The 11,911-nt window shown below is 62.1% G+C and carries 9 protein-coding genes; 4 read left to right on the top strand and 5 right to left on the bottom strand.

Annotated features, from left to right (window positions below; translation table 11 throughout):
* Positions 1–3: 3 nt before the first annotated feature.
* Complete coding sequence (locus J6524_RS03470) at positions 4–1,011, bottom strand: ribonuclease Z (protein ID WP_225668939.1); 1,008 nt, start codon at positions 1,009–1,011, stop codon at positions 4–6.
* Between the two features lie 332 nt (positions 1,012–1,343).
* Between J6524_RS03470 and J6524_RS03475 the strand changes: the two genes are divergently transcribed.
* Positions 1,344–1,793, top strand: coding sequence for a YbhB/YbcL family Raf kinase inhibitor-like protein (locus J6524_RS03475; protein ID WP_225668941.1), 450 nt, complete (start codon positions 1,344–1,346; stop codon positions 1,791–1,793).
* Positions 1,794–1,888: 95 nt separating this feature from the next.
* On the opposite strand, the gene gyrA is transcribed toward J6524_RS03475, so the two are convergent.
* The 3 genes from gyrA to J6524_RS03490 form a co-directional block, all read right to left on the bottom strand.
* On the bottom strand, positions 1,889–4,615 hold the full coding sequence (gene gyrA, locus J6524_RS03480; RefSeq protein WP_225668943.1) for a DNA gyrase subunit A: 2,727 nt from the start codon (positions 4,613–4,615) through the stop codon (positions 1,889–1,891).
* A gap of 203 nt (positions 4,616–4,818) precedes the next feature.
* Positions 4,819–5,217, bottom strand: a complete 399-nt coding sequence (locus J6524_RS03485; RefSeq protein ID WP_225668945.1) for a DUF2306 domain-containing protein — start codon at positions 5,215–5,217, stop codon at positions 4,819–4,821.
* Positions 5,218–5,457: 240 nt separating this feature from the next.
* Positions 5,458–5,943, bottom strand: coding sequence for a single-stranded DNA-binding protein (locus J6524_RS03490; protein ID WP_225668946.1), 486 nt, complete (start codon positions 5,941–5,943; stop codon positions 5,458–5,460).
* Positions 5,944–6,446: 503 nt separating this feature from the next.
* Between J6524_RS03490 and J6524_RS03495 the strand changes: the two genes are divergently transcribed.
* The 3 genes from J6524_RS03495 (at position 6,447) to uvrA (ending at position 11,414) form a co-directional block, all read left to right on the top strand.
* Positions 6,447–7,196, top strand: coding sequence for an outer membrane protein (locus tag J6524_RS03495; RefSeq protein ID WP_225668947.1), 750 nt, complete (start codon positions 6,447–6,449; stop codon positions 7,194–7,196).
* Positions 7,197–7,442: 246 nt separating this feature from the next.
* Positions 7,443–8,174 carry an outer membrane protein gene (locus J6524_RS03500; protein ID WP_225669317.1) on the top strand — a complete coding sequence of 244 codons (732 nt, stop codon included), beginning with the start codon at positions 7,443–7,445 and terminating at the stop codon, positions 8,172–8,174.
* Between the two features lie 258 nt (positions 8,175–8,432).
* Positions 8,433–11,414: an excinuclease ABC subunit UvrA gene (gene uvrA / locus J6524_RS03505; RefSeq protein ID WP_225668948.1), complete on the top strand. Its 2,982-nt coding sequence runs from the start codon at positions 8,433–8,435 to the stop codon at positions 11,412–11,414.
* An 82-nt stretch (positions 11,415–11,496) separates the two neighbouring features.
* Here the strand turns inward: uvrA and J6524_RS03510 are convergent, their stop codons facing one another.
* The gene (locus J6524_RS03510) at positions 11,497–11,823 is read right to left on the bottom strand and encodes a PRC-barrel domain-containing protein (protein WP_225668949.1); all 327 of its coding nucleotides are present in this window, start codon (positions 11,821–11,823) and stop codon (positions 11,497–11,499) included.
* Positions 11,824–11,911: the final 88 nt, after the last annotated feature.

Below are 11,911 nucleotides of genomic sequence, written 5' to 3' on the forward strand. Positions count from 1 at the left end.
GCGTCAGGCGGAAGATCCTCGGAATGCCGCCATCACCTCGGCCAGCATCCGCTCCTGCTCTCCCGAATAGCGCGGAGAAAAGTGAAACGGCTCGACGCGGTGCACATTTGCCTCCCGCGCAATTTCTCCCGCAGCTGTTGTTGTAAGGTGGCCTCGCCCCCTCGCCAATTCGGCGTCCGCCGCGGCAAATGCGGCCTCAATGAAGAGGATGTCCGCATTCTGAACGAGCGCCACGATGGCGGCCCGATTGGACGGCGTGTCGGCTACATCGGTAACATAAGCGATTTTCTGACCGGCGGCGACCGTCAAGAGATCGCGCAGGCTGCCAAGTGGCACAAGACGACCATCTGATGTCGCCGGTCCGTCGATATGGACCAGATGATCGTCCGCGCGACGCTCGACAACGGCCTGCTTGAGCGAGCGCAACCACGGGCCAACGGGAAGTCCACGCTCCGACAGTCGGTTCTTCCAGATGTTCACATGCGCCGCTTCCTGCAGGGCAAAGGCAAGGCAGGGCGTTCCGTGTTCAAGGATCGCGGCCGAGACGCGATGGGTCGGCTCGTCGCAGAGTACGCCGGCAGAGGTTTTCTGTGAGGCTAATGGCTCCGCGGCAAAGGCCTTCCTCAGGCGGAACCGTGTCGTAGGCATGGAATTCGGCGTTTCGAATTCACTCACAACGAAAACAAGATCGCAAGGATAGGCTTCGACCAGATTCCATCGATAGGCCTGAAGCTTGTGAAACACGCGCTCCGCGAAGCCGGGCGGACCGTAGAGCTGCACCGTTTTCTCGCGCCCGACCAGCAAACGGAGCAGATGGTCGAAGCCGACGAAATGGTCGATATGCGCATGCGAGACGAAGATCTGGTCGACACGTCGTATCTTCCGCGCTGACAGAGAAGCGATTTCTCCGACGTCGAACAGCAGACTGTGCTTTTCGAACATCGTCTCCACATAGATCGTCGGGTCGCCATAGCGACCATTGACGAGGCTCGGATGGAAGATCGGTCGCATCGCAAGCTACTCTGCCGCAACGGGTTTTCCACGCATCTCAGGCGCGTCATACTAGCTTCATCGCACAAGACCCTTTGTATACCGCGGCTGATTTTGGCCAATGTCCGATGAACTTCCCGGATGTAATCAGAGTTATTGGATTCTGCACCGGGCAAGGTCGAGCCAAACTGCCGCAATCGGATCGCGCCCGCGCCTAGCACCGTCAAGGCCACTCGGAGCGAGTGTGGTGAACATAGTTCCGCGCCGCACCGCGACCAGAGTTGAGATCGGCGAGCCGGATCTGGAAGAACTCGTCAAGCCCGAGCCGATGTCTCAGCCTGATGGAGAGAGCCATGAAGCTCGTTTCAAACGCCTTCGCCGACGGGGCAGCAATTCCTCGGCGTTTCACCTGCGATGGAGAAAACCTGTCGCCGCCTTTGCAATGGTCCGGCGCGCCAGCCGAAACGCAAAGTTTTGTTCTGCTCTGCGATGATCCCGATGCGCCCGGTGGAACGTGGCATCATTGGGCGGTTTACGATATTCCCCCAGTGCTAACGGAGCTCACGGACGGGGCCGCGCAAAACACGAACTTGAAGCAGGCAGCCAACGATTTTCGGAAGGTCGGCTATGGCGGCCCGTGTCCACCACATGGCCATGGACGTCATCACTATCACTTCCGGTTGCTCGCCCTCTCGACGGACCATCTTCCGGCAACGGCCGGAGCGTCCTGTCGTGATATTGAGCGAGAGGCGCGCAAGCACGCGATCACAGAAGCGATCCTCGTTGGCTGGTATGAGAGATAGCGTCGTAGTCCGGATGAGCGAAGCGAGATCCGGGGACAGTCTTTCCGCGGATGAAGTTTCCCGGATGTCGCTCCGCTCATCACTCCAGGCCGGCCTTATTGGCCGTTCCCGTTCTCGCCGTTCTCATCTTCCGAAATATGCTCGACCGAGACCACGTGTTCGTCTTCGGCGGTGTCGAACACGATGACGCCTTGCGTCGAGCGGCCGGCGATGCGGATGTCCTCGACCGGGCAGCGGATGAGCTGGCCCCTGTCAGTAACCAGCATGATCTGGTCGCTGTGCTCGACGGGGAATGACGCCACCAGCTTGCCGTTGCGGTTGTTGACGTTCATCGCGACGATGCCTTTGCCGCCGCGGCCGGTGGTGCGGTACTCGTAGGACGAGGTGCGCTTGCCGTAGCCGTTGACGGAGACCGTCAATACCACCTGCTCCTGCGCGGACATTTCTGCGTAGCGCTCCTGCGAGAGCTGCAGCGAGCCTGCACTCTCCTCGCCCTCGGCATCGGCAGGTTCTTCCGCCGCCGTTTCGCCGGCCACCGCGCGGCGCATCTTCAGGTAAGCCGACCGCTCATCCGAAGTGGCCTCGACATGGCGCAGGATCGCCAACGAGATCAACGTATCGTTTTTTGCTAGCGCAATGCCGCGCACGCCCATCGAGGTGCGGCCGGTAAAGACGCGCACATCGGCCACAGGGAAGCGGATACACTGGCCGCCGGCTGCGGTCAGCAGCACGTCGTCATGCTCGGTGCAGATCTGCACGTCGACGATCGCCTCGCCCTCTCCGAGCTTCATGGCGATGATGCCGGAGCGGCGGACATCGACGAAGTCGGACAGCTTGTTGCGGCGGACGGTGCCGCCGGTCGTGGCGAACATGACGTCGAGATTGCCCCAGGAGGATTCGTCCTCCGGCAGCGGCATGATGGTGGTGATGCGCTCGCCCTGCTCCAGCGGCAGGATGTTGATCAGCGCCTTGCCGCGCGCGTTCGGCGCCGCCATCGGCAGCCGCCAGACCTTCTCCTTGTAGACCTGGCCCTTCGAGGAGAAGAACAGCACCGGCGTATGGGTCGAGGCGACGAACAGCCTGGAGACAAAGTCCTCGTCGCGGGTCTGCATGCCTGCGCGGCCCTTGCCGCCGCGCCGCTGCGCCCGGTAGGTCGAGAGCGGCACGCGCTTGACGTAGCCGGCGTGCGAGACCGTGACCACCATGTCCTCGCGCTGGATCAGGTCCTCGTCCTCAACCTCACCCTCCTGCTCGATGATGAGGGTTCGGCGCGGGGTGGCGAACTTCTGCTTCACCTCCGCCAGTTCGGTCTTGACGATCGCCTGAACGCGGGCGCGCGACCGCAGGATGTCGAGGTAGTCGGCGATCTCTGCCGCGAGCTTGTCGAGGTCTGCGGAAATCTCATCCCGCCCCAGTGCGGTCAGCCGCTGGAGCCGCAGGTCGAGGATGGCCTTGGCCTGCTCCATCGACAGCCGGATCGTACCATCGGCGTTGATGCGGTGCCTGGGATCGTCGATCAGCGTGATCATCGCCTCGACGTCCCGCGCCGGCCAGTCGCGCGACATTAGCGTATCGCGCGCGGTGTTCGGATCTGGCGAGGTTCGGATCACGCGGATCATTTCGTCGATATTGGCGACCGCGATCGCAAGGCCGACCAGGATATGGGCGCGGTCACGCGCCTTACTGAGCCGGAACTTGGTCCGCCGGGTCACCACCTGCTCGCGGAATGCGATGAAGATGGCGAGCAGATCCTTCAGGGTCATCGTCTGCGGACGACCGGAATCCAGCGCCAGCATGTTGGCCGGGAAATTCGCCTGTAACGGCGTGAACCGATAGAGCTGGTTGAGCACCACATCGGGCACGGTTTCGCGCTTCAGTTCGATCACGACGCGATAACCGTCGCGGTCGGACTCATCGCGGAGATCGCCAATGCCCTCGATCTTCTTCTCTTTTACCAGATCGGCAATGCGCTCGACCATCGTCGCCTTGTTCACCTGGTAGGGAATTTCGGTGACGATGATCGCTTCGCGGTCCTTGCGGATCGTATCGATTGTGACATTGCCGCGCATCACGATCGAGCCACGGCCGAGATGATAGGCGGAGCGGATGCCCTGACGGCCGAGAATAATGCCGCCGGTCGGGAAATCCGGGCCTGGCACGATGTTGATGAGGTCGTCGATCGTGAGCGCCGGATTGTCGATCAGTGCGACGCAGGCGTCGATGACCTCGCCGAGATTGTGCGGCGGGATGTTGGTTGCCATGCCGACGGCGATGCCGCCGGCGCCATTGACCAGGAGATTTGGGAACTTGGCCGGCAGAACCGACGGTTCCTGCTCGGAACTGTCATAGTTGGGCTGGAAGTCGACCGTATCTTCGTCGATATCGCCGATGACCTCCTGCGCCGACCGGGTCAGGCGCGCTTCGGTATATCGATAGGCCGCCGGGGGATCGCCGTCGATCGAGCCGAAATTGCCCTGCCCGTCGATCAGCGGCACGCGCATGGAAAAATCCTGCGCCATACGCACCATCGCGTCGTAAATCGATTGATCGCCGTGCGGATGATACTTACCGATCACGTCGCCGACGACGCGCGCGGATTTGACGTATTTCTTGTCCGGCGTGTGTCCTTGCTCATGCATCGAGTACAGAATACGGCGATGCACCGGCTTCAATCCGTCGCGCGCATCCGGCAGCGCCCGCGCCACGATCACGCTCATGGCGTAATCGAGGTAGGAGCGTTTCATCTCGTCGAGGATCGAAACGGGACGGATATCGGAGGGCTCCGGCGGCTCGCCGGGCTTGTCGTCTTCGTTGTCGGACAAAGGGGAAATCCAGTCAGTTCTCAGTCAGGAATCATATAGCGCATCGTGGGTCCGATCACCACCCCGTAACGATCGGGATGAGCTGTTTTTCCGCTCGTTTTTTCATGGACTTACGGCATTGCAAGAAAGTCTTCCAAGCGTTCTTGAAACGGCCGGTTCCGGGCCGGAAAATGCCGGCAGGAAGGTGTCTTCCTACCCCAGTTTCAAGGGCCGAAAACCACCGCATGCATGATCCGTCCCGGCAGGAAAGTGAACGCGCCGGCGATGATCAGCGCGCCGAAGAAGATCGATGTCATCGCCTTCTTGTGGCCGCTGACATTGTGCCGCCGCGCATACAGGACCGCGAGCACCAGCATGACCGGCACGAAGATCGACAGGAGATGGATCGGGCTGAATGGCCCGACCATGCGGATCTCGTGGATCCAGAGCGAGCTGATTGCCACCGCCGCCATCAGCACCACCCAGATCCAGCCGATGGTCCGGTGCGGCAGCGTCCCCTTCGGGGCCACGAACTGCACGACGCCGAGCGCGAAGGCCGCCATTGCGGCGAAGGCGTGTAGCGGGATCGTTCCGGGGGCCTCCAGCAGCGGTGCGAGGCTCATGGCGCGCGCTCCAGATCGGTTTGGCGTTCGAGGCTGGGCGCAGTTTACGTAAAATAGCTCATGTAAAAATTAATAGCAGCAAGCGGCCGCGCGGTGCGGATCACAGCACGGCTGTCGCGGGCACTGCAGCCAAATGCGGATGGTTCTCGCGGCGGCACATTGATCGCTGAAGCAGGCGCAAAACACTGCCTCTCGCGAGCGAATTCCTGCAAGCCAAATGCGCCAGTCGTGCGCCCTGCGCTAGAACGGGATGTCGTCGTCCATGTCGCTATTGCGGCTGCCAGCCGCTACAGCGCGCCGCGGCGCCGAGCTAACCGGGCCGCTGGAGCCGAAATCGTCCGCATCGTCGGAGCCGAAGCCGCCGCCCCCGCCGCCACGGCCGTCGAGCATGGTCAGGTTCGAGTTGAAGCCCTGCAACACGACTTCGGTCGAGTATTTGTCGACGCCGCTCTGGTCGGTCCATTTGCGCGTCTGCAACTGGCCCTCGATGTAAACCTTGGCGCCCTTCTTCAGATACTGCTCGGCGACCTTACAGAGGCCCTCGTTGAAGATCACGACGCGGTGCCACTCGGTCTTTTCCTTGCGCTCGCCGGTGGCCTTGTCGCGCCAGGTTTCCGACGTCGCGACGCTCAGGTTGGCGATCGGTCGCCCGTCCTGTGTGCGCCGGATTTCAGGATCCTTGCCGAGGTTGCCGACCAGAATCACCTTGTTCACGCTTCCCGCCATCGCCGCTCTCCACTCGATATTGCCGGCAAAAATCCTGGTCCGGCCGCTCCGTCTGCAATTCTTGACCTGTCGCTTGTCTGACTTCCGCGTCCGCTTCCGGACTTCCGAATTGACCCTATACGCTCGCAGGCCGCACTGACCTCGCGATCCCTTCGCAAATCGGCGGTTATCCACATATAGCATCACGAGGCCATATGTTCCAGCTTTGTTCCATCGCGCCTCGCTCACGCCGCCTCATCGGGTCACGCAACCAAAAGGCGAGTCGCTGGTACTGGAGAGGAATCGGACAGCCATGCTGACGGACCTTACGGTTCCCGTCGAGTTCCAGTTATCCTAAACAAATCATTACGTTGGTTCCATACACTTGGTTCTGCAGTGTGACTTTTGGGAGACGCTATTTTGGCGCGAGTCACGGTATAGACATGATCCAACGGCGCGGGCGCTCGCGTCATTTTTGGAACGCTTCGGGACCAGCGAGAAGCGGACAATATCTGGAGATGGACATGAAGAAGGTTTGGTTAGCTTCGGTTGCCCTCATCGCGTTCGCTGCGCCTGCTGCGGCTGCCGACCTTGCTGCGCGCCCCTACACCAAGGCGCCGCCGCCCGCGGTCGCCACCCTGTACGACTGGAGCGGCTTCTACATCGGCGGCAATGGCGGCTGGGGTACGAGCCGCAAGTGTTGGGACTTCGTCACGCCGGCCGGCGCCTTCGTCGGGGCCGAAGGTTGTCATGACGCAGACGGCGGCACCGCTGGCGGTCAGATCGGCTATCGCTGGCAGGCCGGCACCTGGGTGTTCGGTGTTGAAGGCCAGGGCAACTGGGCCGACTTCCAGGGCAGCAATGTGAGCCTGCTTTTCCCCGCCGCCAGGAACGAGTCGCGAATCGACGCATTCGGCCTCATCACGGGCCAGGTCGGTTACGCGGCCAACAACGTTCTGTTCTACGTCAAGGGCGGTGCGGCCGTTACGGCGGATCGTTTCCGCGTCTTTGATGTCCCCACCGGCGTGCTGGTTGCCACGACCGGTGATGACACCCGCTGGGGCGCCAGCGTCGGCGCGGGCATCGAATTCGGCTTCGCACCCAACTGGTCGGCCGGCGTCGAGTACAATCACCTGTTCATGCAGGACCGCACCCACACCTTCGTCACACCGGCTGGCGTCTTCAGCGGCACCGACAACATCAGCCAGGATGTGGATCTCGTCACCGTCCGCGTGAACTACCGATGGGGTGGCCCGACCATCGCGAGATACTGATCGCTGCGACAGCATACGGGAATACGGAAAGGCCGGCGTGACGCCGGCCTTTTTGTTTGGTTGTACCGGGAACTTATTTGGTTGTACCGGGAACCGTGAATGCCCGCGACGGTTGCAAAATACCTATATTTGCCGCCGATGTGGTTTTTGGGAGACAGGATTCCGGCGACGGTTTCGCTATATGGGCTAGCCAACCTCAAATTGACCACTCCCGCAGTTGCGTTGGAAATGCCGAAAGGAAGAAACGTGAAGAAGATTTTGCTGATGACGACCGGTCTGATCGCGCTCGGGATGGCGCCCGCGATCGCCGCCGATCTTGCCGCACGGCCCTATACCAAAGCGCCGATCGCGGTTGCAGCGTACAACTGGAGCGGCTTCTACGCCGGCATTAACGGCGGCTGGGGATCGAGCCGCCAGAGTTGGTACGACGCGGGCTTCTCGCTGGGCAGCCATGACGCAACTGGCGGCACCGTCGGTGGTCAGATCGGCTATCGCTGGCAGGCTGGTACGTGGGTGTTCGGCGTTGAAGCGCAGGGCAACTGGGCTGACTTCCACGGCAGCAATGTGATCCCGCTTGTTGTTCCGTCGATTACCAATGACACTCGTGTCGATGCCTTCGGCCTGTTCACCGGTCAGGTCGGCTACGCTGCGAACAACGTCCTGTTCTACGTCAAGGGCGGCGCCGCCGTGACCTCCAATCGCTACCGTATGCTCGCGAGTGCCACCGGTGCCCAGATCGCCAACGGCGTCGATGATACCCGCTGGGGTGGCGTGGTCGGCGTCGGCCTGGAGTATGGCTTCGCCCCGAATTGGTCGGCCGGCATCGAATACAATCACATGTTCATGCAGGACAAGACCTATAACTTCGTGACCAACGGCGTCGTCTTCCCGGCTGGCCTACTGCTGGCCAACGGCCGCATCAGTCAGGACGTTGATATCGTTACCGCTCGCATCAACTATAAGTTTGGCGGATACTGATCTCCGCATTGGAGTTCCAACATGAGAAAAGGCCGGTCTTGCGCCGGCCTTTTTTTGCGCGGTCTCGGTCCGAGCTGCTGACGACTGCTGCCAAAATATCCTCGCGCAAACAATCCGTTGATGACTCGCACGCGACACTGGAAATTCCCTGTCGTTCTTCCTATGTTCCGGCTTTCAATCATCGGCGCCTGATCCGGTTCTTTGCCGGCAATGCGCCGCCTAACGCGGCGCGTTCCTCGCGTGCCTGGAAATGCCGATATGGATGAAGTGCTAAGGGCGAAGCGCCAACAGAACGCCGGCTCCGCGTCGCGTGCGATCACCATTCGTGGTGCGCGCGAGCACAATCTCAAGAACATCGATCTCGAGATTCCCCGCGACAAGCTCGTCGTATTCACCGGCCTCTCCGGCTCCGGCAAATCCTCGCTCGCCTTCGACACCATCTATGCCGAGGGTCAGCGCCGTTACGTCGAGTCGCTCTCTGCCTATGCGCGCCAGTTCCTTGAGATGATGCAGAAGCCCGATGTCGACCAGATCGACGGGCTCTCTCCCGCCATCTCGATCGAGCAGAAAACCACATCGAAGAACCCGCGCTCGACCGTCGGCACCGTCACGGAAATCTACGACTACATGCGCCTCTTATGGGCGCGCGTCGGCGTGCCCTATTCGCCCGCCACCGGCCTGCCGATCGAAAGCCAGGTGGTCTCGCAGATGGTCGACCGCGTGCTGGCGCTGCCCGAAGGCACCCGCCTCTACCTGCTGGCCCCCGTCGTGCGCGGCCGCAAGGGCGAGTACAGGAAGGAGCTCGCCGAATGGCTCAAAAAGGGCTTTCAGCGCGTCAAGATCGACGGCACGTTCTATGAGCTGTCGGAGGCGCCCGCGCTCGACAAGAAATTCCCGCACGACATTGACGTCGTGGTCGACCGCATCGTGGTCCGTCCCGATCTCGGCCAGCGCCTCGCCGAAAGCTTTGAGACGGCGCTGAAGCTCGCCGAAGGACTTGCGGTGATCGAATACGCCGATGCCCCGGCCGGCGCGCCGGCGGCCGAGGACAAGAAGAAGACCGCAAAGATCCACGACAAGAGCGGGCCCGAGCGTATCCTGTTTTCGGAAAAGTTCGCCTGCCCGGTTTCCGGCTTCACCATCCCCGAGATCGAGCCGCGGCTATTCTCGTTCAACAATCCCTACGGCGCCTGCCCGGCCTGCGGCGGCCTCGGCGTCGAACAACATATCGACGAGGACCTCGTCATTCCGGACAAGGAGCTGACGCTGCGCAAGGGCGCGATCGCGCCCTGGGCCAAATCCTCCTCGCCCTATTACATCCAGACGCTGACCGCGCTCGGCAAGTTCTACAAGTTCACGCTCGACACCAAGTGGAAGGACCTGCCGAAGAAGACGCAGGCAGCGCTGCTACACGGCTCCGGCGACGACGAGATCAAGTTCTCCTATGAGGACGGCGTTCGCTCCTACGACACCAAAAAGCCGTTCGAGGGCGTCATCACCAATCTCGAGCGCCGCTATCGCGAGACCGAGAGCGAATGGGCGCGCGAAGAACTGGCAAAATATTTCTCCGACATTCCCTGCGAGGCCTGCAAGGGCCATCGCCTCAAGCCGGAGGCGCTCTGCGTCAAGATCGGCGGCAAGCATATCGGGGAGATCTCGGAACTGTCGGTGAAGCGCGCCGGCGAATGGTTCGAGAGCGTGCCGAAGGCGCTGAACGCGCAGCAGAACGAGATCGCCGCGCGCGTATTGAAGGAGATTCGCGAGCGGCTGTCCTTCCTGCTCGATGTCGGCCTGAACTACCTCACCCTCTCGCGCTCCTCCGGCACATTGAGCGGCGGCGAGAGCCAGCGCATCCGCCTGGCTTCGCAGATCGGCTCGGGGCTGACAGGCGTCCTCTACGTGCTCGACGAGCCCTCGATCGGCCTGCACCAGCGTGACAACGCGCGATTGCTGGATACGCTGAAACGGCTGCGCGACCTCGGCAATACCGTGATCGTGGTCGAGCATGACGAGGATGCGATCCGCCTCGCCGATCATGTACTCGACATCGGCCCCGGCGCCGGCATGCATGGCGGCAATATCGTGGCGCAAGGCACGCCCGCCGACATCATGCGCAATCCGAAATCGCTGACCGGCAAATATCTCACCGGCGAGTTGTCGGTGCCGATCCCCGAGCGCCGGCCGCCGAACCACAGGCGCACCATCAAGGTCGTCAACGCCCGCGGCAATAACCTGAAAAACGTCTCGGCGGAAATTCCGCTCGGCTTGTTCACCTGCGTCACCGGCGTTTCCGGCGGTGGCAAGTCGACGCTTCTGATCGATACGCTCTATCGCGCGATCGCGCGCAAGCTCAATAATGCCAGTGAAGGCGCCGCGCCCCACGACCGCATCGAGGGGCTGGAGCATATCGACAAGATCATCGACATCGACCAGTCGCCGATCGGCCGCACGCCACGCTCGAACCCCGCGACCTATACTGGCGCCTTCACGCCGATCCGCGAATGGTTCGCCGGCCTGCCCGAGGCCAAGGCGCGCGGCTACGAGCCCGGCCGCTTCTCCTTCAACGTCAAGGGCGGCCGCTGCGAGGCCTGCCAGGGCGACGGCGTCATCAAGATCGAGATGCACTTTCTGCCCGACGTCTACGTCACCTGCGACACCTGCAAGGGCAAGCGCTACAACCGCGAGACGCTGGAAGTCCTGTTCAAGGGCAAGTCGATCTCTGACGTGCTCGACATGACGGTGGAAGAAGCCGCCGAGTTCTTCAAGGCAGTCCCCCGCGTCCGCGAGACCTTCAAGACGCTGCACCGCGTCGGCCTCGACTACATCCATGTCGGCCAACAGGCGACGACGCTGTCCGGCGGCGAAGCCCAGCGCGTCAAACTGGCAAAGGAACTGTCAAAGCGCGCCACCGGCCGCACGCTCTACATCCTGGACGAGCCCACGACCGGCCTGCATTTCCACGATGTCGCCAAGCTGCTCGAGGTGCTGCACGAGCTGGTCGCGCAGGGCAACACGGTGGTGGTGATCGAGCACAACCTCGAAGTCATCAAGACCGCCGACTGGGTCATCGACCTCGGCCCCGAAGGCGGCGACGGCGGCGGCGAAATCGTCGCCTGGGGCCCGCCGGAGGACATCGTCAAGGCGCCGCGGAGCTATACGGGGAAGTTCTTGGCGCCGGTGCTGAAGAAGGCGGAGGGCAAGCCGCGGAAGAGCGCGGGAGCGAGCGAGGCGGCGGAGTAGGCTCACGACCCCCGATAGAGCGTGGGGCGATTAGCGAAGCGTAAAACCGCCGCTCCTCTTTGTGATCAACCCCGCCGGCTTGCTACACCGTCCAATAATGCGGATGCGGGCGCGAGCGGTCGCCCCAGTCGAAGGCTTCTTCATCAAGTTCGGACGGGCCGGCGCGCAGGTCCTCCGCCGTCACGTCGGTCTGGAAGGCCTGACGTGCTGGGTCAAACCGAAGCGCGTCCCACCGGATCGGACAATGATGGTGGCTGCCGAGCAGCCCTCCGGTCTTGATCACGGCGTAGGCTACCGTTCCACTGGCCTTGTCGAGCATCAGGCGTTCGATGAAGCCGAGCTTTGTGCCGTCGCGACCGTAGACGCTTACATGCTCGACGCGATCACTGGGCACCAGGGTATGAGGCATGGTTGACCTCCCTGTCTTCTCTGTTCTCCCGGCATTCTAGCACAAACGAGGCGGCATGCGGGGCGTCCAGTCGCCGCGGCCCTACCGA

It is taken from the genome of Bradyrhizobium hereditatis (assembly GCF_020329435.1).
Classification (GTDB): Bacteria; Pseudomonadota; Alphaproteobacteria; order Rhizobiales; family Xanthobacteraceae; genus Bradyrhizobium; species Bradyrhizobium hereditatis.

Bases quoted from the DNA above. Each gene is read 5' to 3' on its own strand.
- J6524_RS03495 (WP_225668947.1), top strand. From the start codon at position 6,447: ATGAAGAAGGTTTGGTTAGCTTCGGTTGCCCTCATCGCGTTCGCTGCG.
- J6524_RS03490 (WP_225668946.1), bottom strand. From the start codon at position 5,943: ATGGCGGGAAGCGTGAACAAGGTGATTCTGGTCGGCAACCTCGGCAAG.
- J6524_RS03510 (WP_225668949.1), bottom strand. From the start codon at position 11,823: ATGCCTCATACCCTGGTGCCCAGTGATCGCGTCGAGCATGTAAGCGTC.
- uvrA (WP_225668948.1), top strand. From the start codon at position 8,433: ATGGATGAAGTGCTAAGGGCGAAGCGCCAACAGAACGCCGGCTCCGCG.
- J6524_RS03485 (WP_225668945.1), bottom strand. From the start codon at position 5,217: ATGAGCCTCGCACCGCTGCTGGAGGCCCCCGGAACGATCCCGCTACAC.
- J6524_RS03475 (WP_225668941.1), top strand. From the start codon at position 1,344: ATGAAGCTCGTTTCAAACGCCTTCGCCGACGGGGCAGCAATTCCTCGG.
- J6524_RS03470 (WP_225668939.1), bottom strand. From the start codon at position 1,011: ATGCGACCGATCTTCCATCCGAGCCTCGTCAATGGTCGCTATGGCGAC.